Source organism: Microbacterium saperdae (genome assembly GCF_006716345.1).
In the GTDB taxonomy this organism is placed as follows: domain Bacteria; phylum Actinomycetota; class Actinomycetes; order Actinomycetales; family Microbacteriaceae; genus Microbacterium; species Microbacterium saperdae.
Genome location: NZ_VFOX01000001.1, coordinates 2,321,522 through 2,342,799, shown reverse-complemented (window position 1 = coordinate 2,342,799; position 21,278 = coordinate 2,321,522). Strand labels below are relative to the sequence as shown.

Sequence of the window (21,278 nt, the reverse complement as noted above, 5' to 3'; positions counted from 1 at the left end):
AGTTGCAGTACTTCGCCCCACTGTCCGCCTCTCTCATCGGAGAGGAACCACTGATGGACTACATCATGTTGGGCGTGGGGCTCCTGCTCACGGTCGGCACCGGCCTCTTCGTCGCGAGCGAGTTCGCACTGGTCAATCTCGACCGCGCGGAACTCGAGGCGCGGCAGTCGCGCGGAGAATCCCGACTCGCGCTCACCATCAGCGCACTCAAGCACACCTCGACGCACCTGTCGTCGGCGCAGCTCGGCATCACGCTGACCACACTGCTGACGGGTTACACGATGGAGCCGGCGCTCTCGAACCTGTTGCGGCCGACACTGATCGCCTGGAACCTTCCGGAGGCGGCCGTCTCGCCCATCGCGACGATCGTGGCGATGCTGGTCGCGACCGTGCTGTCGATGATTCTCGGTGAACTCGTCCCGAAGAACTTCGCCCTCGCACTGCCTCTGGCCACCGCGAAGCTCGTCATCCCGTTCCAGATCGCGTTCACCACCGTCTTCAAGCCGGCCGTGGTCGTGCTCAACGGGAGCGCCAACGGCGTGCTGCGGAGCATGGGCATCGAGCCGAAGGAGGAGCTGTCCGGCGCGCGCAGCGCCGAGGAGCTCTCCTCCCTGGTGCGCCGCTCGGCGAATGCCGGACTGCTCGAGGCCGACACGGCCACGCTGCTCGACCGCACGCTGACCTTCGCCCGCCTCACCGCGGCCGACGTCATGACCGCCCGCCCGAGCATGCACGCGATCGCGGCGGGGGACTCCGCAGACGACGTCGTCCAGCTCGCCCGACGTACAGGCCACAGCCGCTTCCCCGTGTACGACGACGACCTCGACGACATCACCGGTGTCGTGCATCTCAAGGCCGCCATCTCGGTGCCCCGCGATCGTCGTACCGAGGTCCCGGTGGGAGCCCTGTCGACGGAGCCGCTGCGCGTGCCGGAGACCGTGCACGTCGACGCCCTCATCTCCGAACTCCGGGCGCGTGGCTATCAGCTGGCCGTCGTCGTCGACGAGTACGGCGGAACCGCCGGGCTCGTCACGCTGGAGGATCTGGTCGAAGAGCTCGTGGGTGAGGTCGCCGACGAGCACGACCGCACTCGCGCCGGAGTGATCCGTGGCCGGGACGGTGTCACGTTCCCCGGCGAGCTGCGCCCGGACGAGCTGCGCCAGCGCGCGGGAGTCGAAGTGCCGGAGGGCGAGGTGTACGACACCGTCGGCGGCTACGTCATGAGCGTGCTGGAGCGGGTGCCCACGGTCGGAGACGAGGTCTCCGTCGACAGCGGTGTGCTGCAGGTGGTCCGCATGGACGGTCGGCGTGTCGACCGCATCCGCTACGTTCCGAGTCCGAATCAGCCAGGAGAGGTGGCCCCCCGATGAGCGACTGGGGAGGACTCGCCTGGTTGGTCGTGCTGCTCGTGGCCAACGCCTTCTTCGTCGGCGCCGAGTTCGCGGTGATCTCCGCACGGCGTTCGCAGATCGAACCGCGTGCCGAGCAGGGTTCGCGTGCGGCGAAGACCGCCTTGTATGCGATGGAGCACGCGACGCTCATGCTCGCGACCTCGCAGCTGGGCATCACGATCTGCTCGCTGCTGATCCTGAACGTCTCCGAACCCGCGATCCACCACCTGCTCGCCGTGCCGCTGCACGCGTTCGGCTGGCCGGACGGCGCGGTGGATGCGGTGTCGTTCGTGATCGCGCTGCTGATCGTGTCATTCCTGCACGTAGTGTTCGGCGAGATGGTGCCGAAGAACCTCGCGTTCTCGGTTCCCGACCGGGCCGTGCTCATCCTCGCGACGCCGCTCGTCTGGGTGTCGAAGGTCTTCATGCCGGTGATCTGGGCGCTCAACGCGGCCGCGAACGGCGTGCTGCGACTCTTCCGGGTGGAGCCGAAGAACGAAGCAGCATCGACATTCACGCTCGACGAGGTCGCGACCATCGTCAACCAGTCCCGCCGTGAGGGTGTGCTGATGGACACCGCGGGAACGGTGGCGGCGGCGGTCGAGTTCACCGACAAGAAGGCGCGTGACGTCGCGGTGCCGCTGAGCGATCTCGTGACGCTGCCGCAGTCGACCACGCCGGACGACATCGAGAAGGCGGTCGCGCGGTACGGATTCTCCCGCTACGTGATCGTCGACGGTGATGCCGTGCCGATCGGCTATGTGCACCTGAAGGACATCCTGCGCGCCTCTGAGGGGCCGGATGCCGAGACCAAGATGATCGAGCCGATTCCCGCCAAGCGCATCCACCATATGGTGCCGGTGCAGGAGGACACGGACCTGGAGGACGCGCTCGCCGTCATGCGCCGGGCCGGACGCCACCTGGCCAAGGTGCGCGACGCCGCGGGTCAGACGACGGCGGTGCTGTTCCTCGAGGACATCCTGGAAGAGCTCGTCGGAGAGGTGCAGGACGCGACTCGTCGCGTGCGCGGACACTGATCCCCGCTCAGGCCTCACAGCGACAGGCCGCCGGCTCCGTGAGGAGTCGGCGGCCTGTCGCGTACGCGGCGTACGGCTCAGCGCCAGTGCGCGCGCTCGTACTGCGGGGGCCAGGCGACCTCGGCACCGAGCTCGTGCGCGGCGCGGAGAGCGAAGTGCGGGTCGCGCAGCCACTCCCGGCCCGCGAAGATCGCGTCTGCCGCCCCTTCGGTCAAGACCTGCTCGGCCTGCGCCGCGGCCGTGATCAGTCCGACGGCCGACACCGGAATCCTGCCGCCCTGACGCACGGTCTCGGCGAGCGGCACCTGGTAGCCCGGGAACACGCTGATCTGCTGGTGCGCGACCAGGCCGCCGCTGGAGACGTCGATCAGGTCCGCACCGTGCTCCTCCGCCCAGGCGCCGACGCGGGCCGCTTCCTCCGGCGTGAACCCGCCGTCGGCGTGGTCGGTGGCGGAGATGCGCACGAACAGCGGTACGCCGTCGCCGGCTGCCGCACGCACCGCGTCCACGACACGCAGGAGTAAGCGGGCGCGGTTCTCGAGAGATCCGCCGTACTCGTCGCGGCGGGTGTTCGACAGCGGCGAGAGGAACTGGTGCAGGAGGTAGCCGTGCGCGCCGTGCAGCTCGAGCACGTCGAATCCGGCGTCGAGGGCGCGGCGAGCAGCGGCGGCGAAGGCATCGACGACCCGCTCGATGCCGTCGGCGTCGAGTGCGACCGGAGCGGTGAAGCCTTCGTACGCGATATCGGAGGGGCCCGTCGTCGTCCATCCGCCTTCGGCGGCGGGCACGGATCCTGAGGCCTCCGCCCAGGGCCACCACGTCGACGCCTTGCGCCCGGCGTGTGCGAGCTGCACACCCGCGACGGCGCCGCGGTCATGGATCGCACGGATGATCGGAACCCAGGCATCGCGCTGCTCGTCGTTCCACAGACCCACGTCGCGCGGGGAGATCCGTCCTTCCGGAACGACGGCCGTGGCTTCGGCGATGATCAGCCCGGCGCCGCCGGAGGCGAACTGCGCGAGGTGGGTGTGATGCCATTCCTGCACGACGCCGTCCACGGCGCTGTACATGCACATGGGTGACACCCAGAGGCGGTTGCGGAAGGTGACGGATCGGATGCTCAGCGGGGAGAAGAGGATGCTCACCGTTCGACGGTACTCCGCGGTGAGTATCACGAGGGCCGTCCGGCTAACGTGGAGTCATGGTCGAGGTGCGCGAGTGGTCCCGCAGCGATACCGCCCGGTTCCTCCGGGTGCCGTCGCCCGACGATGACAAGTACTCGCGCGGCGTGGTGGCCTTGCGCACGGGCTCTTCCATGTACCCGGGAGCAGCCGTGCTGGGAACCGAGGCGGCCTGGCGTGCGGGAGCGGGATTCGTCCGTTTCGTGGGCGAGGGGCGTGCAGCGGATGCCGTGATCGCCCGGCGACCGGAGACGGTCGTCGCCGCCGACACCGGGCGCACACGGATCGACGCCTGGGTGATCGGGTCGGGCACCGACGCCCAGACACGCAGCGACGACGAGACCGCGGCGCTCCGGCAGATCCTGACCGGGTCTGCGCGCGTCGTGGTGGATGCCGGAGCGCTCGACCTCGCCGCCGGGAGCACGGCGCCATTCCTGGTGACGCCCCACGCGGGGGAGTTCGCACGCCTGCGTGCGGAGCTGCAGCTCGCGCCGTCGGATGACACACAGCGCCCGGAGGCCGCGGCCGAGGTCGCGGCGACGCTGGGCGGAGTCGTGCTCCTCAAGGGCGCGCGCACCCTGGTCGCCGATACTCGTGGGGGCGTGATCGAGGTCTCCGCCGGCATCGGATGGCTGGCGACCGCCGGCAGTGGCGACGTGCTCGGTGGTGTGCTGGGGGCGCTGCTGGCCGCCAACCTCGACGCGCCGCTCGCTGAAGCAGCCGCTGCGGCGGCCTGGCTGCACGGATACGCCGGTCGCCTGGCCGCTGACGCTGCGGGTGCCGCTGAGCACCGTGGCCCCGGGCATCCGATCGTCGCCCTGGATATCGCAGAGGCACTGCCGCGGGCGATCGCGGACCTGCTCGCATGACCCGTCTGAACACCGCACGTCTCGCGGCGCTGTGGATCGTCTTCCTCGCCGTGCATCTGCTCACCGCCTGGGTGGGGTGGATCTACCCCAGCCAGCCCATGGGTGATGTGGTGCTGGTCTACGAGCCCTGGGCTTCGTCGGCGTTGGGCGGCGGCGCGATCGTGGGGGTCACCGAGACCTGGGTGTACCCGCAACTCGCGCTCGTGCCGATGCTGCTCGCGAAGGCTCTGTCGATGCCGCTCGTGCCCCTGCTCGGGGCGTCCGGGGCCTACCTGATCGCCTGGGCGGTTCTGGTGACGGCGCTCGATGCGCTCGCGTTCGCGGTGCTGCTCGGCCGTTCTCCTTCGCGTCCCCGCATCACGGCCGCCTGGTTCTGGTGCGCCGCGCTGCTGCTTCTCGGCCCGATCGCGCTGTACCGGATCGACGCGATCACGGTACCGATCGCGGTCGTCGGGGGACTCTGGCTGTCGACGAGACCGGCGCTCGCCGCCGCGCTGCTCACGATCGGGGCATGGATCAAGATCTGGCCCGGGGCGCTGGTCATCGCCGCGGTCGTGGCGGTGCGGGCGCGGCTGCGGGTGCTGATCGCCGCCGCCGCGGTGACAGCCGGCGTCATGGTGCTGCTCGTGCTGCTGGGTGCCGACGACGAGGTGCTCGGCTTCCTCACCGAGCAGACCGGTCGGGGACTGCAGATCGAGGCGGTCGCGGCGACTCCGTTCCTCTGGCTCGCCGTCGCGGGCGCCGCGCGCATCGAGTACAGCTTCGAGATCCTCACCTTCCAGATCTCCGCTGACGGCGTGGATGCCGTGCAGGCGCTGCTCACTCCGCTGATGGTGGTCGCGGTGCTCGCGGTCACAGCGCTCGGGGTCGTGAAGACGCTGCGCGGCGCCTCCTTCCACAGGCTGTTCCCGCCGCTGACGCTGTCGCTCGTCGCCGTGCTGATCGTCACGAACAAGGTCGGTTCCCCGCAGTTCCAGACCTGGCTGATCGCGCCCGTGGTGATCTGGCTGGTGCTGGATTCCGCCAGGGCTCGCGTGCCCGCTGTGCTGGTGCTCGTGCTCTGCGCTCTCACCTGCCTCGTGTACCCGCTGAGCTATGACGCACTGCTCGCGGCGCAGCTGCTTCCCGTACTCGTCCTGACGCTGCGCAACGTACTGCTCATCGTTCTCCTCATCGTCGGCATCCGCGCTCTGGTGCGGGTGCCCGCCGTCCGTACACCCAACCACCAGGAGTGAAACCATGCTGATCGCCTTCTCCGTCGCCCCCAGCGGAACCCCCGCCGAAGGACAGGAACGTACGAGCGACTCCGTGCACGATGCGGTCGCCGCCGCCGTCAAGGTCGTGCGCGAGTCCGGTCTGGCTCATCGCACCACGAGCATGTTCACCGAGATCGAGGGTCCCGACTGGGACACCGTGATGGACGTCGTCAAGCGCGCGACCGAGGCTGTGATGCCGTTCGGGTCGCGGGTGTCGTTGGTCCTGAAGGCCGACATCCGTCCCGGATACTCGGGAGAGCTGGATGCGAAGATCGAGCGCCTCGAGGCGGCGATCGAGGGGACGGAGACGTCGAATTGACCGCTCCGGGAGACGGCGCCGTCGGCAGGTTCACGACTTCGGACGGGCAACTCTACTACGCGGGCGAACCTGTACTCGACGAAGACCGACGCCCGGTTCTGCCTAGGCTCATCCTCGACGATGCTCCACTGGGAGCGGGAGCGAACGGGGTGGTGTTTCGGGCGACGCACCGCGCCCTCTCCACCACCCAGGTCGTCAAGCTCTACATCCCCGGGGATGACTCGGTGACACAGAAGGCCTGGCTCGAGGCCTCCAAGAACGCCAATGCCGACCTTCGAGACGTGGTGGCGCTCGTCCATGACGCGGGAACCTTCGCCTACCCCCGGCCGATCTCCTTCTCGGTGATGGAGAGCGTGGCCTCGATCGAGACACTGGGACAGTGGTTCGGAGCGAGTGAGCAGTGGCGGCGCGCACTGAAGAGTTACGCGGGTGCAGAGCGCATCAGCGGGGCGGAGACGCGGCGGCTGATCCGGACGACGATGTTGCAGGAGCACTTGAACGCGTTGTCGGGCTACCTCATCTCCGTGATCACACTGCACAGCAACGGCGTCATCCATGGAGATCTGAACAACGGCAACCTTCTGATCGAGGGGGAGATCCCTCTCGCCGAGCGCTGGAGTGTGCGGCCGTACTTCCCGGATACGGGCGCCGGACAGCTGAATCCGCATCGCATCAAGGTGATCGATCTGGGGTCCAGCCAGGCTGCAGGAACCTCATCGGAAGTCGGAAAGATCAGGGAGAACTCCTTCCTCATCAGCGCCGCGCGACGCTTCCTGAAGCCGATGCTCGAGGATTCGGATGCGACCTTCATGGAGCTGCTGCGCATCGAGCAGGAGCCGTCAGGAGATTCCGGGAGATTCGAGCCCTACTTCGTGAAGGACTCGCACCACGCTGTTGATCCATATGAGTTGAGCAGCGACCTGCTCCGCCTGACGTTCGTCCTGAATCTCGTCCTCGGCTACTCGGAGAGCTCGGCGGGGATCGATGACGACGCCCACTCCACATTCGACGCGCGCGGGTACAGCGATCTGATGCAGATCGCGATCGAAGAGAAGGTGGATCCGCAGATTCCCGGTTTCGGAGGCCGAGCGGCCACGGCGATGATGGCCCTGTCGGAGCACTCCCGGGGACGACTCATCGATTGGCCCCGAGTCTTCGGACTGTGGAACGATCTCCATCCGGGCCTGCTGGAAGGGTTCCGGCCGCCGGCGATCGAGGCGGGCTGACGACCGGTAGCATGGTCAGGTGAATCCCTCGACTGAATCGAGGGGTGCGGCGAAGAGGGCGCTCCTCTCTCTCGCCATAGGCAGCTTCGGAATCGGCATGACCGAGTTCGTGATCATGGGCCTCCTGCCCAACATCGCATCCGACCTGCTTCCCGCTCTCTCGGCGACCAGCCAGGAAGACGCGCTGAGCCAGGCCGGCTGGCTGATCTCGTTGTACGCGCTCGGCGTCGTGATCGGCGCGCCCACCATCGCCGGGTTCGTGGCGCGCTATCCGCGGCACCGCGTGATGATCGTGCTCGCGCTCGCGCTGACCGTGTTCAACGCGCTCACGGTCGTGCTGCCGACGTTCGAGCTCGTCGGGATCTCGCGGTTCCTCGCCGGCCTGCCCCACGGCGCCTACTTCGGCATCGGCGCGCTGGTCGCGGCCGATGTGATGGGTCCGGGCAACCGCGCCAAGGGCGTGGCCTTCATCCTCACCGGCCTCACGGTCGCGAACGTGGTCGGAGTGCCGTTGGGCACGTATCTCGGCCAGGAGTTCGGCTGGCGCGCAGCCTTCGCCGTCGTCGCATTCGTGTTCGCCGTCGCCACGCTGTGCATCACGTTCTTCGTGCCGAAGCACCCGGGAGAGCCGGGACGCACGATGCGTCAGGAGCTCGGGGTGTTCCGCATCCGTCAGGTGTGGTTCACGCTCGGTGTGGGGGCGATCGGCTTCGGCGGATTCTTCGCGGTCTACAGCTACATCGCGCCGCTCGTGACCGAAGTCGCCGGATCGCCGGAGTGGGTCGTGCCGATCGTGCTCGTGCTCATGGGCCTCGGGATGACGGCGGGAAACCTGGTCGGCGGACACCTGGCCGACATCGACCTGCGCCGCACGCTCCTCTTCGGTCTGGCGGCCATGGCGGTGGTGTTCGCACTGCTCGCGGTGCTGTCGTTCTGGATCGTGAGCCTGAGCCTCATCGTGCTGATCGTCGGTTTCGTCTCCTCGGTGCTCAGCCCGACGATCCAGACGCGACTCATGGACGTCGCCGGCGACAACCAGTCGATCGCCGCCGCGATGAACCACTCCGCGCTCAACATCGGCAACAGCCTCGGGGCGTTCCTGGGCGGCGTGGTCATCGCCCTCGGATGGAGCTACACCGCTCCGGCCTGGACGGGAGCCGCGCTGGCGCTCGCCGGACTGCTGATCGCGCTGCTGTCGTACCGTGTCGAAGCGCGGCGGCCCGCGGCTCCGGTGCTGGTCGCGTCGTAGAGTGACGGGGTGAGCGACCCCGAAGAGTCTCTGCCCGTCGCCGGAACCGTGATCCTGCTGCGTCCGGCGGTGTCCGGCATCGAGGTGCTGCTGATGCGCCGTCCCGACAGGGGATCGTTCGCGGGAGCGTGGGTCTTCCCCGGGGGAAAGGTCGAGGACGTCGACCGGCGCCCCGGAGCGCCCGAGATCGAGGATGCGCGGCGAGCGGGTATCCGGGAGACCTTCGAAGAAGTCGGCCTCGACGTCGACGAGCTCGTCGTGCTGTCGCAGTGGCAGCCGCCGCGCGAGGCGCCGACGCGCATCCGCACCTGGTTCTTCCTCGCGACGGCGGCGGATCAGCAACCGTCGCCATCCGTCGACGAGGTGAGCGAGATCGAGTGGGTGAGCCCGGCCGTCGCCCTCGAGCGCCACGGGGCCGGCGCGTGGGTGCTCTTCCCACCGACGTGGGTGACCCTGCACCGGCTCGTCGCGTGCGACGACGTCGAGTCCGCTCTCGCCTCCGCAGGCACCGCAGAGTTGTTCCAGACGCGAGTACAGGACGCGGGCCGCGCGTTCGAATGGGCGCAGGGTCGGCTCGACGCCTCGCACCTGCCCTGGACCTTCGTCTCCGCCTGAGCAGAGACCTCTGCGGTCAGCTGTCGAGCAGGCGCCGCAGATGCGCGCCGACCGCTTCACTCTCGATCAGGAATCCGTCGTGGCCGAAGTCGCTCGCGAGCACCACGGCCTCGTTGCCATCGAGGGTGTTCGGGATGCTGCGGGCGATGCGATGCTGCCCGTCGACAGGGAAGAGCCGGTCGCTGTCGATCCCGAGCACGAGCGTGGTGGCGGTGACCGCGTGCAAGGCCTCTTCGACGCCGCCGCGGTCACGGCCCACGTCGTGTGAGTTCATCGCCTCGACGAGCGTGATGTAGCTGTTCGCATCGAAACGTCGCGTGAACTTGTTGCCGTGGAAGTCGAGGTACGACTCGACGGCGAATCGCCCGCCGTGGCCCAGGGGCGACACGTCGGACTGCCACGAGCGTTGGAAGCGCTGGTTGAGTTCGATCGGGCTCCGGTAGTTCAGCAGCGCCATACGCCGTGCGAGCGCCAGGCCGCGGTGCGGGCCGTCACCGTCGCCCAGGTCGTAGTACTCCCCGCCCTGGAACCGCGGGTCCATGCTGATCGTGCCGATCTGCACGGTGTTCAGGGCGATCTGGTCGGCCGTCGTCACCGGGGGAGAGGAGAGCACGGCGAGACGCTCGACGCGCTCCGGATGCGTCGCCGCCCACTCCAGCGCGTGCATGCCGCCCATCGAGCCGCCGATCACCGCAGCCCAGCGCTCGATCCCGAGCGCATCAGCGAGCAGGACCTGCGCGGCGACCTGGTCGCGGATCGTCAGATAGGGGAACCGCGACGCCCACTCATAGCCGTTCGGAGCGACGCTGGCCGGACCGGTGGAGCCCTGGCATCCGCCGAGCATGTTGGGTGCGATCAGGAACCAGCGGTCGGTGTCGAGAGGAGCGCCGGGGCCGGTGAGGTCCTCCCACCAGCCGGCCGTGGGATGCCCGGCGCCGGCGGGGCCGCGCACATGGCTGTCACCGGTGAGGGCGTGCAGGACGAGGACCGCGTTGTCGCGCGCCTCGTTCAGCTCGCCCCAGGTCTCGTAGGCGAGACGGATGCCGGGGAGTTCGGTGCCGCTCTCGGTGCGGAAGGAGCCGAACGAGGCGAAGTGCCGCCCGCCGATCGGGTCGCCGTCACGCCAGGCTCCCGTGGCGGGAGGGCGTGCGCGCAGTAGGCGCACATCGGCCTCCGTCACGGGCGCCGATGGCACCGTGTCCTCGGAGGTCGTCTGCCAGTCCATGTCTCCATTCTCGCCTGGTGGAGCGGCGGACAGTCGAACGTTACGGTGCGGGGTCGGGTGTTGCCCGGGTGTTGCCCGGGTCAGAAGCGGAAAACGTCGCTCGTTCAGCGGCGGTCCCGGGCGTTTCGCCCCGGGACGAGGGCAGCGGTGTCCGCTACGCTCGGGCCATGCGACGGACCAGGGCGATGGCGGCGGGAATGGTGGTCGGGGCGACCGTCGCTGTGGCGGGATGCTCGCCGCTCGTCGCCGCCCCCGAGTCCCGCGAGGCGAGCGACGTCGTCGTCTCCGTCGCCGAAGACGAGTACGAGGGCTACTTCGACGCGGAGGCGTCACCGGTCTCCGACGATGAGGCGGTGGGCGCCATGTGGGGCTCCTTCGGCACGGGCAGGGGGGTCGGGCCTGTCGGATGGTCGCACGGGAGCGCGGCACCCGGAACCTACGTCGTCACGGTCGAATGCGCCGGTCCCGACGAGATCGAGGTCCGATTCGACCAGACGGATCATCGGCAGGATGCGACCACGCGGCTGACCTGCCCGGGGAGCGTGTCGTTCGATGCGACCACGACGGAGACCGGCTTCATGATCGAGCTGGACAGCGCCGGCGCCCCCGGCGCCTATCGCATCTCGGTCGCCCCGCGCATCGCGTCGTAGACGACCGCCCTGCACCTCAGGGCGTGATCGACGTCACCGTGGCCAGATGGTCGCTGTTTCCGGCGCGGATCGTGGTCGAGGACAGCACCGAGAGCCCGCGCACGAAGACCTGGTCGATGCGAGCGAGCGGGAATGCCGCCGGCCATGTGAAACCCAGGGTCCCGTCGGTCGGGCGCACCCAGTCGGCCTGCGCACGGATCGCCGAGAGAGCGGGGTCGGCGGAGGTCGCATTGAAGTCCCCGACAGCGATCAGGGCCGCGGCGGGGTCGGCCGCGACCGCATCGGCGAGTCCGGCCAGCATGGTGTCGCGATCCTGTTGGTGTCCGGGGCGCACGGAGGCGGCATGCAGGACGTAGACGGCGAGCGGCGTGGTCGGGGTCTGCACCTCGACGCGCAGCGCGCGTTTCCAGCCGAGCCCGAGGAAGAGCGGTTCGACATCGGCGATCGGGTACATGCTCCAGATCGCCACCGTGCCCACGGCGAACGAATACGGGTAGTCGCCGGCGAGAGTCTCGCCGGCAGCGGCGAGACTCTCGCCATCCAGCTCGGTGAGCGCGATCACGTCCGCACCGTTCCCTGCGAGATCAGCAGCGGATGCCGCTGCACCACCGGACTGTGCGCGCACGTTCTGGCTCGCCACCGTGATCGGGGTGGTTCCTTCCGTGCCGGCGACGGGGAGGCCGGGAAGCGAGGGGGCCATCGCCAGGACCCAGACGAGGACCGGGACGAGCGTCAGCACGATGACGCGGCGGGCGAGGAGCGCCGCGGTGAGAAGCACCGCGAGCAGACCGAGGCCGAGCCAGGGGAGGATGGCAGCGCCGGCCGTGCCGATCACCCCGGGAATCCCACTGCACACGGTAGCGAGGAGCAGGATCAGGGCGGCGAGTGCCACCTGCCGCGCGCGACGTGTCTTCAGCTGCCTCGGGGAGCGCCGCTGCTGCAGGTGCGTGTCGATCGTGCTCTCCTCGGGGTGGGCTTCCATTCTCGACGGGATCGGCTGAGCGACAGCCGAATGGCCCGCAGCGGGCAGCACGAAGGGGTCGACGCAGACGCAGGGATGCCCCGGACCACGACGGTCCGGGGCATCCCTGTTCTCTGAGGAGGAGACTCAGGCGCGAGCGGCCTCCGTGACGCGGCGAGCCGCGGCGAGGGCCTGGTCGAGGTCTGCCTTGAGGTCTTCGATGTTCTCGATACCCACCGAGAGGCGCACGAGACCGGGGGTGACGCCCGCGGTGAGCTGCTGCTCCGGGGTCAGCTGCGCGTGCGTGGTCGACGCCGGGTGGATGACGAGCGAGCGCACGTCGCCGATGTTCGCGAGGTGGCTGAACAGAGACAGGCTGTTGACGAACTCACGACCGGCCTCCACGCCGCCCTTGAGCTCGAACGAGAGCACGGCGCCGACGCCCTTGGGGGCATACTCGTTCGCCTTGGCATACCACGGCGAGGACGGCAGGCCGGAGTAGTTGACGGTCGCGACGTCGTCACGGTTGTCGAGCCACTCGGCGATCTCCTGCGCGTTCTGCACGTGGCGCTCGATGCGCAGCGACAGCGTCTCGATGCCCTGGATGAGGTTCCAGGCGCTCTGCGGGGCGATCGCGGAGCCGAGGTCGCGCAGCAGCTGCACGCGCGCCTTGATGATGTACGCGAGCGGGTCGCCGACAGCGGCGGTGTAGCTGGCACCGTGGTACGAGGGGTCCGGAACCGTGAGACCGGGGAACCTGTCGACGTTCTTCGACCACTCGAAGGAGCCGCCGTCGATGATGGCGCCGCCGATGGTGGTGCCGTGACCGCCCAGGAACTTGGTGACCGAGTGCACGACGATGTCGGCGCCGAACTCGAACGGACGGATCAGGTACGGGGTCGCGATCGTGTTGTCGACGATCAGCGGCACGCCGGACTCGTGGGCGACGTCGGCGACCGTGCGGATGTCGAGGATGTTGATCTGCGGGTTGCCGATGGTCTCCGCGAAGAACAGCTTGGTGTTCGGGCGGACGGCGCGACGCCATTCCTCGGGGTCGTCCTGGTTCTCGACGAACGTGACCTCGATGCCGAGCTTGGCGAGCGTGTACTTGAAGAGGTTGTAGGTGCCGCCGTAGATCGAGCTGGACGCGACGAAGTGGTCTCCGGCCTCGGCGATGTTCAGGACCGCGAAGGTCGAGGCAGCCTGACCGCTGGCGAGGACGAGGGCGCCGGTGCCCCCCTCCAGAGCGGCGAGACGCTGCTCCAGCACATCCTGCGTCGGGTTCTGGATGCGGGTGTAGATGTTGCCGAACTCCGCGAGGGCGAAGAGGTTCGCCGCGTGGTCCGCGCTGTCGAAGACGTAGGAGGTGGTCTGGTAGATCGGCGTGGCGCGAGCCTTCGTGACCGGGTCGGGAGCTGCGCCCGAGTGGATCTGCTTGGTCTCGAAACGCCAGGTCTCGGGTGCGGACATGTTGTTCCCCCTGGAACTCGTGGAAGGTCGATGGCAGATGCCGTTTCAGCGAGAGTACGGAATATTCCCGCCTGTCAACAATGAGTGGGAAATGTGACGTAACAGTGGGAGCCGCCGAAAAGACGCGGAACATCGTACGGTGGAAGCATGGCCAACAGACGTGCAGTGGTGACAGGTGCGAGCTCGGGAATCGGTGCGGCGACGGTACGCGCGCTCCGCTCCAGCGGATGGGACGTCATCGGCGTCGCGCGACGAGAGGACCGTCTGTCGGCACTCGCCGCCGAAACCGGGGCGTCGGCGATCGCCTGCGACCTGACCAACCCGGAAGCCGTCGACGCGCTCATCGCCGAGCTGGAGAAGTCCGGCCCCGTGCACGCACTCGTGCAGGTCGCCGGCGGTGCCCGCGGGACGGATCGTGTCGAGGACGCCTCCATCGACGACTGGCAGTGGATGTTCGATGCCAACGTCCTCGCCACCCAGCGTCTCGTCGCCGGTCTCCTGCCGTCGCTGCGTCGTGCCGCGGCAGCCGACGGTCACGCCGACACGCTCTTCGTCACCTCGACCGCCGCGCAGACCGCCTACGCCGGTGGTGCAGGATACAACGCCGCGAAGGCCGCGGAGGCGATGCTGGTGCGCGTGCTCCGTCAGGAGCTGAACGGCGAGCCGATCCGCGTCGTCGAAGTCGCACCGGGCATGGTGCACACCGAGGAGTTCACGCTCAACCGCCTGGGCGGCGACGCGGTGGCCGCGGAGGCCGTGTACTCCGGGGTCGAGGCTCCGCTTCTGGCCGACGACGTGGCGGATGTCATCCGCTACGCGCTGGAGTCGCCCGGCCATGTGAATCTCGACCTGATCACGATGCGTCCGGTCGCGCAGTCCGCTCAGCACCTCCTCGCGCGCGGGCCCCTGCGCGTGCGCTCCATCGACTGACGATGGCTCGGACTCTCACCGAGCTCGCCGACGACGGGCAGATCGACTCCGGGTGGGCGCGCGCGCTCGCTCCGGTGCAGGACGATATCACCGCGCTGGGGGAGCGTCTGCGAGCAGAGCAGGACGCCGGTCGCGGGTACCTGCCCGCAGGAGACCACGTGCTGCGCGCGTTCCGACGTCCGCTCGCGGATGTGCGGGTGCTCATCACCGGTCAGGACCCGTATCCCACTCCCGGGCATCCGATCGGCCTGTCCTTCGCCGTCGACCGCGACGTGCGTCCGTTGCCGCGCAGCCTCGGCAACATCTACAAGGAGCGCGAGACCGATCTCGGCATCCCGCCCGCGCCGCACGGCGACCTCACCGCCTGGAGCGACCAGGGCGTGCTCCTGCTGAACCGCGTGCTCACGGTGCAGCCCGGCGTCGCGGCCTCCCATCGCGGCTGGGGCTGGGAGAAGGTGACCGAGCTCGCGATCCGCGCCCTCGTGGCGCGAGAGCAGCCGCTCGTGGCGATCCTGTGGGGCAAGGACGCCGCGAACCTGCAGCCGCTGCTCGGCGAGACACCGGTGATCGCCTCGGCGCATCCGTCGCCGCTGTCCGCCCGCCGCGGCTTCTTCGGCTCCCGCCCGTTCTCGCGCGCGAACGCGTTGCTCGGGGAGCAGGGCGCGGCGCCGGTGGACTGGAGGGTGGAGGGGGAGGCTCACATTCCCTCATCGCCTCTCGTTCCCTAAGCTGGGCGCATGCAGTTCGAACCGGGGGACCGTCGCCGCGTCCTGCCGCGTCATCTCCGCCCCGCTGCTCCGGTCGAGGTCTTCTCGTACACGATCCGCCCGGTCAGGGCCACGGACCTCCCGCACGTCCGAGAGATCTACAACCACTTCGTGAGCAACTCCGCCGTGACGCTGGACGAGCGGCGCAGCAGCATCCCGTACTGGCGTGAGAAGTTCGCGCTGCTGACGCGGCTGAATCTGCCGTTCCTCGTCGCGGTCTCGCCGGCGGGTGTGGTGCTCGGCTACGCGCTCGCGCAGCCCTGGGCGGGCAAGAATGCCTACCGGTACACGGTCGAGGATTCGATCTACCTCGGGCCCGGCGCAGGAGGCAAGGGGCTCGGAGCGGCACTGCTGCAGGCGTTGATCGATGCGTGCGAGCAGATCGGCATCCGCGAGATGGTCGCCGTCATCAGTGACAGCGGCGCGGAGGCGTCGATCCGCCTGCACGCCAAGCTCGGCTTCGAAGAGGCCGGGCGCATGGGCCGTGTGGGCTACAAGTTCGGGCGTGAACTCGGCACGGTCTACATGCGACGCGCGCTGCGTCCGAGCGGACGGCGGCGGGGACTCTTCTCCTCGAGTCGCGGCCGCTAGCCGTCCCAGAGAGCAGAACTCGGCGCAGCGTGCTGCACGTCACCCTGTCTGTTCGCCAGCTGGAACTCGATGTGCGGCACATCCGTGTCGAGGAGAACCCTGACTCCCTCGATGAGCACGAACGGCGTCCCGTCGCCGAGGTGCCGCACTCCGATCGGCAGCCGTTCCGGATACACGGTCAAGGCGCCGGTGGCCGTATCGATCGAGAAGCTGGTCGCGTTCGTGAGCCCGACGTCCTGCGCGATCTGCGAGCCGGGCGCGATGATGCGGCTGCCCAGCTGCTGCAGATAGGTCACCTGCTCCGCGTCCACCACACCCGTTAGCGGCGTCGGCGTCGCACTGCTGCCCGTCGCCGATGCGAGGGGCATCGTCGCACGGGACCGGTCGTGCGGGTCGGCCGAGCAGCCGGCGAGCACGCCCATGCAGACAACGGCTGCCAGCGCGAACGGGACCGTCGAGACTTTCGCGCGCATGCGTCAATCCTCTGTGGAATCGTGACTGATCACGCCGCCGGGGCCGACGGCACGCTGACAGTGTCGCACAGAGCGCGGCCGCTAGCTCGCCGAGGGGATCACCGGGATCGCCGACAGCAGCGCCTTCGTGTAGTCGTGCTGGGGGCGCAGCAGCACGTCATGCGTCGTGCCGCGCTCGACGATCGCCCCGTCCTTCATCACGACCACCGTGTCGCAGAGGTTCTGCACCACGCCGATGTCGTGCGACACGAGCACCAGAGTCAGGTCGGTGGTGCGGCGCAGTTCGATCAACAGCTCGAGGATCTGGGCTCGCACCGTCACGTCGAGCGCCGAGAGCGGCTCATCGCCGACCAGGATGCGCGGGCGATGCACGATCGCGCGGGCCAGTGCGATCCGCTGGCGCTGGCCGCCGGAGAACTCATGCGGGTAGCGCTCCGCCATCTCCGGTTCGAGTCCCACCTGCGCCAGTACCTCGCGCACGCGCGCACGGTGGTCGCCCTCGATGTCGAGGGCCCACAGCGGCTCTGCGACGATCTGGCCTGCCGACATGCGGGGGTCGAGGGAGGCGTAGGGGTCCTGGAACACCAGCCCGGTCTCCCGGCGCAGCCAGTGCAGCGACTTCGCGGACGCGCCGGCATCCACCGTCCGACCGTCGACGCTCACGGTGCCGGCGGTCGGACGGTCGAGGCCCAAGAGCAGACGGATCAACGTGGACTTGCCCGACCCTGACTCGCCGATGATGCCGACCGACGAGCCCTCGACCACGTCCAGATCCGTCGGGGCGAGGGCGGTCTGCGTGCGGGTGCGTTCGAACGTCGACCGCTTCGGCACGAAGAAGTCCCGACTCAGCCCGCGTGCTTCGATCAGGCTCATCGCTCGCCACCCTCCGGACGCCAGAGCGTCGCCGTCGCGTCGCGCAGCAGTCCCTGCGTGATCGGCGACGTCGGAGCCGTGAGCAGGTGCTGCACGGATGCCGCCTCGACCACTCGCCCGTGCTCCAGCACCACGCCCTCCGTGGCGACCTGGGCGAGCACGGCGAGGTCGTGCGTGATGAACACCAGCGACATCCCCTGCTCCTCGACGAGGGAGAGCAGCAGCGACAGGATCTCCGCCTGGATGGTCACGTCGAGCGCGGTGGTCGGCTCATCCGCGATCAGCAGCTTCGGACGGCAGGCGAGTGCCATCGCGATCGCCACGCGCTGCCGCTGGCCTCCGGAGAGTTGATGCGGGTAGCGATCCACGATCGATTCAGGGTCGGGCAGGCGTACGCGGGCGGCCTCGGCGATCGCCCGTTCGCGCGCTTCGCGTCGACCGATCCGCTCGTGGATGCGGATGGACTCCGCGATCTGCCGTCCGACCGTGCGGATCGGGTTGAGGGCGGTCCGGGGCTCCTGGAACACGATGCCGATGTCGTCACCGCGCAGTCGCGCCAGTTCGCGGTCGGGCATGCCGATCAGCTCGGTGCCGTTCCAGCGGATGCTGCCGCTCGCGGTCGCACCGTCGGGGAGGAGCCCGAGCACGGCCAGTGCCGTGAGCGACTTGCCCGACCCGGATTCGCCGATGAGCCCGAGGCGTGCGCCGTCCGGTACCTCGAAGGAGATGCCGTCGACGACCGGGCGTCCGTCGATCTCGATGACCAGGTCCTGCACGGAGAGAGTCATGCGACCACCGCCGGGATGTGGGTCTCGGCCGCGCGGTGGCGCAGCGTCGGGTCGGTCGCCTCGCGCAGCCCGTCGCCGAGCAGGTTCAGCGCGAGCACGGTGAAGGTGATCGTGAGACCGGGCCAGATGACCGAGAGTGGATGCACACCGATGTAGCGCTGCAGGTCGGCGAGCAGGATTCCCCAACTCGGCTCGACCACGGACGCCCCGAAGCCGAGGTAGGACAGACCGGCTTCCGCGAGCACGGCCACGGCCATCGACCACGACAGCTGCACGATGAACACCGGAGCCACGTTGGGCAGGAGATGGCGCACCAGGCTCTGCGCCGGGGTGAGCCCGGACGCCTTCGCCGCGAGCACGAAATCGCTCTGCTGCACGCGCCGCAGCTCGGGCCGCGTGACGCGGGCGATGTTCACGCCGAAGCCGATGCCGACCGCCCAGATGACGACCCACAGCGATCCGCCCCAGACCGAGGAGATCATCATGGCGATCAGCAGCACCGGGAATGCGATCAGGATGTCGACGAAGACCGCGACCGTCTCACGCACCCACCGCGTCGTGAGGGCGCCGAGTGCGGCCAGCGCGATGCCGATCACGGTCGCGACGATGCCCGCGCCCACGCTGACGAACACGGCCGTGCGGGAGCCCGCCATGATCAGGCTGAGGATGTCGCGTCCGGTGTCGTCGGTGCCGAGCAGATGCGGCCAGCTCGGCGGCAACCAGCGGTCGCCGATGTCGGAGGACTGCGGATCGAACGGCGTCCAGAACGACGACACGATCGCGGTGACGGCGATCACGGCGACGACGATGAGACCGAATCGGCCCGTGGCGGTCTGCCAGAGCCGACGGAGCCAGAGGGGAGTCATGCGGCCTCCCGCTGTCGGGGGTCGATCGCCCGGTGGAGCAGATCCACGAGGAAGCCCACCACGAGCACGAAGCCGGTGAGCACGAGCAGCTCGCTCTGCACCTTGATCAGGTCGCGCGTGCCGACGTCGGCCACCAGCATGCGTCCGATGCCGGGGAGCGTGAACAGCTGCTCGATCACCACCGAGCCGACGATGATCCCGGCGACCTGGAGTCCGAGCACGGTGATGATGGAGAGCCCGACGGCGGGGATGCCGTGCTGGACGAGCGCGCGGGTGCGGGTGAGGCCCTTCGCGGCGGCGGTGCGGACGAAATCCTGTCCGGCCGCCTGCAGCGTGGCGCTGCGCACGAAGCGCATGAGCATGGCGCCTTCGACGATCCCGATGGTGAGCGCGGGCAGCAGCAGCGATTTGATCGCCTTGCCCGGCGTGGACCAGCCCGTCCTCGGGAAGCCCTGCGGAGGGAGCCAGCCCAACCAGACGGAGAACACGACGATCAGCATCATGCCGGCCCAGACCACAGGGACGGCGGCGAGCGCCTGTGCGCCGACGCTGAGGGCCGTGCCGCCGCGGCGGCCGCGGAGGATCGCAGCGAGGATGCCGAACGGCACCGCGATCAGCACGGCGATGAGCAGCGACATGATGCCCAGAGGCACGGTGACCTGTGCCTTGAGGAACAACTCCTCGCTGACCGATGCGCCCGAGAGCAGGGAGGTTCCGAGGTCGCCCCGGAAGATGCCGCCGATCCAGTCGGCGTACTGGGCGAGCAGCGGCTGGTTGAGCCCCAGGGACTCGCGCAGCGCCTCCACCTCGGCGGGGGAGGCCTGCGTGCCGGCGATCAGCTGAGCGACATCGCCGGGGAAGACCCGGAGGGTGAGGAAGATGAGCACGCTCGACACGAGGAGCCCTGCAATGAGCAGGGCTCCTCGAACGAGCGCGTAGCGGATCACGAAGTCGCGACCGCTGCTTACTTCTCAGCCGACACGGTGACGCCGGCCAGGTTGATGCGCGAGTTGATCGAGTCCTCCGGGAAGCCGGAGACGGTGGGGCTCACAGCTGTGATGGTCTCGCCGTTGTACAGCCAGTCCGCGGCGTGGTCCTCGGAGACGATGCGTGCGGCCTTCGCGAGCAGCTCTGCGGACTTGTCGGGGTCGACCTCCGCCTGCGCCTGCGAGTACAGGTCCTGCACCTCGGCGTTGTCGTAGCCGAAGTAGTAGTCGGGGTTGGCGAAGTTGCCGAAGTCGCGCGGCTCGACGTGCAGCACGAAGCTCAGGTCGTAGTCGTGGTTGGTGTAGACGTCCTCGAGCCAGGTCGGGAACTCGACCGAGTTGACCTTGAGGGTCACGCCGACCTTGTTGAAGTCGGAGATGAGCACCTTGGGCACGGTCGTGCCGTAGAACGACGGGATGGTCAGGGTCAGCTCGAGGTCCTCCTGTCCGGCCTCGGCCAGCAGCTCCTTCGCCTTCTCCGGGTCATAGGAGATGACGTCGGAGAGGTCTTCGTAGCCGGGGTCGAGCTCGGGAATCGGTCCGTACAGCGTGGTTCCTGCACCCACGGCCTCGATCAGCGCGTCATGGTCGATCGACAGTCGCAGCGCCTCGCGCACGCGGACGTCGTCGAGCGGAGCCTTCTTGTTGTTGAAGGCCAGCGTCGCCTTGTCGGTGGTGCGGCCCTTCGTCAGGGTGAAATCGCCTTCCAGCTGCGGGGCCAGGTTCGGGTCGACGGCGGTGAGCACCTGCACGTCTCCGGCCAGTGCGGCGTTGACACCCGCGGTGAAGTCCGGGATGTACTGGAACTCGACCTCGGCCACTCCGGCCTTCTCGCCCCAGTAGTCGTCGTTGCGCGCGAACGTGATCGTGCTGCCCTTGCTCCAGCGCGTGAGCGTGAAGGGGCCGGTGCCGTTCTCGGCCGTCTTGAGGTCTGTCGCGTCGTCGGCTTTGAACACGAGCCCGGCAGGACCGGTCAGCGCGAACAGGAAGTTCTGGTTCGGCTCGGTGAGCACGATCTCGACCGTCGTCGCATCGGGCGCCGTGATCGAGGCGACGGACGCGAATTCCGCGTTGCCCTGCACGGTCGCATCGGTGCGCACGGTCTCGTACGAAGCGACCACGTCAGCGGACGTCAGCGCCGTGCCGTCGTGGAATGCGATGCCGTCGTTGAGAGTGAAGGTGTAGGTGAGTCCGTCGTCGGAGACCTGGTAGTCGGAGGCCAGGCGGCCCTCGATCTCGTTGTCCTGCGTTCGGGTGACCAGACCCTCGTAGATGTTGTCGATCAGGATCTGCTCGATGGCCGCGCCACTGGTGTGGCGGATGTCGAGGTTGGTGGGCTCGAGCACGAGCCCGACCTGCAGGGTGGCGTCAGGGTCGGGGGCGCCGGTGGACGTGGCGGCCGGCTCGGGGGTGCCGGAGCAGGCGCTCAGGATCACGGCTGTGGCCGCGAGCGCGGAGATCAGCGCGAGACGACGGGTGCGTCGGAACATGGACATTTCCTCTCGGTGCGGCAGGTGCTGTGTGCCGGTGGGTCGAGCCTAGGGATCAGTGGTCG

The 21,278-nt window shown here is 68.8% G+C and carries 22 protein-coding genes; 12 read left to right on the top strand and 10 right to left on the bottom strand.

Translation table 11 applies throughout. The features are described 5' to 3' along the window. The first annotated feature begins 53 nt into the window (after positions 1-53). Together FB560_RS11210 and FB560_RS11205 are read left to right on the top strand one after the other, a co-directional pair. A complete protein-coding gene (locus FB560_RS11210; protein WP_141872437.1) occupies positions 54-1,370 on the top strand; it encodes a hemolysin family protein in 1,317 nt (438 codons plus the stop codon). After that, positions 1,367-2,428 (top strand): hemolysin family protein, encoded by a 1,062-nt coding sequence (locus FB560_RS11205; RefSeq protein ID WP_141872436.1) that lies wholly within the window; start codon positions 1,367-1,369, stop codon positions 2,426-2,428. Before FB560_RS11210 ends, FB560_RS11205 begins: the two co-directional genes overlap by 4 nt. Before the next feature lie 77 nt (positions 2,429-2,505). On the opposite strand, the gene FB560_RS11200 is transcribed toward FB560_RS11205, so the two are convergent. Beyond that, positions 2,506-3,573, bottom strand: a complete 1,068-nt coding sequence (locus FB560_RS11200; RefSeq protein WP_141872435.1) for an NADH:flavin oxidoreductase/NADH oxidase — start codon at positions 3,571-3,573, stop codon at positions 2,506-2,508. A 56-nt stretch (positions 3,574-3,629) separates the two neighbouring features. On the opposite strand from FB560_RS11200, the gene FB560_RS11195 reads away from it, so the two are divergent. The 6 genes from FB560_RS11195 to FB560_RS11170 are packed head-to-tail and all read left to right on the top strand — an operon-like array spanning position 3,630 to position 9,143. Beyond that, a complete protein-coding gene (locus FB560_RS11195) occupies positions 3,630-4,478 on the top strand; it encodes an NAD(P)H-hydrate dehydratase (protein WP_141872434.1) in 849 nt (282 codons plus the stop codon). Next, positions 4,475-5,713 (top strand): glycosyltransferase 87 family protein, encoded by a 1,239-nt coding sequence (locus tag FB560_RS11190; RefSeq protein WP_141872433.1) that lies wholly within the window; start codon positions 4,475-4,477, stop codon positions 5,711-5,713. The genes FB560_RS11195 and FB560_RS11190 overlap by 4 nt, the downstream gene beginning before the upstream one ends. A gap of 4 nt (positions 5,714-5,717) precedes the next feature. Continuing rightward, positions 5,718-6,053: a thiamine-binding protein gene (locus tag FB560_RS11185; protein WP_141872432.1), complete on the top strand. Its 336-nt coding sequence runs from the start codon at positions 5,718-5,720 to the stop codon at positions 6,051-6,053. Beyond that, positions 6,050-7,279 (top strand): serine/threonine-protein kinase, encoded by a 1,230-nt coding sequence (locus FB560_RS11180; RefSeq protein WP_141872431.1) that lies wholly within the window; start codon positions 6,050-6,052, stop codon positions 7,277-7,279. Before FB560_RS11185 ends, FB560_RS11180 begins: the two co-directional genes overlap by 4 nt. A 19-nt stretch (positions 7,280-7,298) precedes the next feature. Next, positions 7,299-8,528, top strand: a complete 1,230-nt coding sequence (locus tag FB560_RS11175) for an MFS transporter (protein WP_141872430.1) — start codon at positions 7,299-7,301, stop codon at positions 8,526-8,528. 9 nt (positions 8,529-8,537) lie between these two features. Continuing rightward, complete coding sequence (locus FB560_RS11170; RefSeq protein ID WP_141872429.1) at positions 8,538-9,143, top strand: NUDIX hydrolase; 606 nt, start codon at positions 8,538-8,540, stop codon at positions 9,141-9,143. Between the two features lie 16 nt (positions 9,144-9,159). Here FB560_RS11170 and metX read toward each other — a convergent pair whose 3' ends face one another. Beyond that, a complete protein-coding gene (gene metX, locus FB560_RS11165) occupies positions 9,160-10,368 on the bottom strand; it encodes a homoserine O-acetyltransferase MetX (protein WP_141872428.1) in 1,209 nt (402 codons plus the stop codon). A 167-nt stretch (positions 10,369-10,535) separates the two neighbouring features. Here metX and FB560_RS11160 point away from each other — a divergent pair, with 167 nt between their 5' ends. Next, the gene (locus tag FB560_RS11160; protein WP_141872427.1) at positions 10,536-11,018 is read left to right on the top strand and encodes a hypothetical protein; all 483 of its coding nucleotides are present in this window, start codon (positions 10,536-10,538) and stop codon (positions 11,016-11,018) included. A gap of 16 nt (positions 11,019-11,034) precedes the next feature. Here FB560_RS11160 and FB560_RS11155 read toward each other — a convergent pair whose 3' ends face one another. Together FB560_RS11155 and FB560_RS11150 are read right to left on the bottom strand one after the other, a co-directional pair. Beyond that, complete coding sequence (locus FB560_RS11155; RefSeq protein WP_141872426.1) at positions 11,035-12,000, bottom strand: endonuclease/exonuclease/phosphatase family protein; 966 nt, start codon at positions 11,998-12,000, stop codon at positions 11,035-11,037. Positions 12,001-12,126: 126 nt separating this feature from the next. Further along, positions 12,127-13,449 carry a bifunctional o-acetylhomoserine/o-acetylserine sulfhydrylase gene (locus FB560_RS11150; protein ID WP_141872425.1) on the bottom strand — a complete coding sequence of 441 codons (1,323 nt, stop codon included), beginning with the start codon at positions 13,447-13,449 and terminating at the stop codon, positions 12,127-12,129. Between the two features lie 147 nt (positions 13,450-13,596). Between FB560_RS11150 and FB560_RS11145 the strand changes: the two genes are divergently transcribed. Genes FB560_RS11145 through FB560_RS11135 form a run of 3 tightly spaced genes read left to right on the top strand, consistent with a single transcriptional unit; the run spans position 13,597 to position 15,737 of the window. Further along, entirely contained in the window at positions 13,597-14,379 is a 783-nt protein-coding gene (locus FB560_RS11145) for an SDR family oxidoreductase (protein ID WP_170198106.1), read from the top strand. 2 nt (positions 14,380-14,381) lie between these two features. Further along, positions 14,382-15,107 carry a uracil-DNA glycosylase gene (locus FB560_RS11140; protein ID WP_141872424.1) on the top strand — a complete coding sequence of 242 codons (726 nt, stop codon included), beginning with the start codon at positions 14,382-14,384 and terminating at the stop codon, positions 15,105-15,107. Between the two features lie 9 nt (positions 15,108-15,116). Further along, positions 15,117-15,737: a GNAT family N-acetyltransferase gene (locus FB560_RS11135; RefSeq protein WP_141872423.1), complete on the top strand. Its 621-nt coding sequence runs from the start codon at positions 15,117-15,119 to the stop codon at positions 15,735-15,737. Here the strand turns inward: FB560_RS11135 and FB560_RS11130 are convergent. From FB560_RS11130 to FB560_RS11105, 6 genes are all read right to left on the bottom strand, one after another. Then, positions 15,734-16,210: a hypothetical protein gene (locus FB560_RS11130; RefSeq protein WP_141872422.1), complete on the bottom strand. Its 477-nt coding sequence runs from the start codon at positions 16,208-16,210 to the stop codon at positions 15,734-15,736. The genes FB560_RS11135 and FB560_RS11130 overlap by 4 nt on opposite strands. 81 nt (positions 16,211-16,291) lie before the next feature. After that, positions 16,292-17,083, bottom strand: coding sequence for an ABC transporter ATP-binding protein (locus FB560_RS11125; RefSeq protein ID WP_141872421.1), 792 nt, complete (start codon positions 17,081-17,083; stop codon positions 16,292-16,294). Beyond that, a complete protein-coding gene (locus FB560_RS11120; protein WP_141872420.1) occupies positions 17,080-17,871 on the bottom strand; it encodes an ATP-binding cassette domain-containing protein in 792 nt (263 codons plus the stop codon). The genes FB560_RS11125 and FB560_RS11120 overlap by 4 nt, the downstream gene beginning before the upstream one ends. Next, positions 17,868-18,737: an ABC transporter permease gene (locus tag FB560_RS11115; protein ID WP_141872419.1), complete on the bottom strand. Its 870-nt coding sequence runs from the start codon at positions 18,735-18,737 to the stop codon at positions 17,868-17,870. Before FB560_RS11115 ends, FB560_RS11120 begins: the two co-directional genes overlap by 4 nt. Beyond that, on the bottom strand, positions 18,734-19,684 hold the full coding sequence (locus tag FB560_RS11110) for an ABC transporter permease (protein WP_141872418.1): 951 nt from the start codon (positions 19,682-19,684) through the stop codon (positions 18,734-18,736). Before FB560_RS11110 ends, FB560_RS11115 begins: the two co-directional genes overlap by 4 nt. Before the next feature lie 17 nt (positions 19,685-19,701). Further along, positions 19,702-21,213 (bottom strand): ABC transporter substrate-binding protein, encoded by a 1,512-nt coding sequence (locus FB560_RS11105; protein WP_141872417.1) that lies wholly within the window; start codon positions 21,211-21,213, stop codon positions 19,702-19,704. Positions 21,214-21,278: the final 65 nt, after the last annotated feature.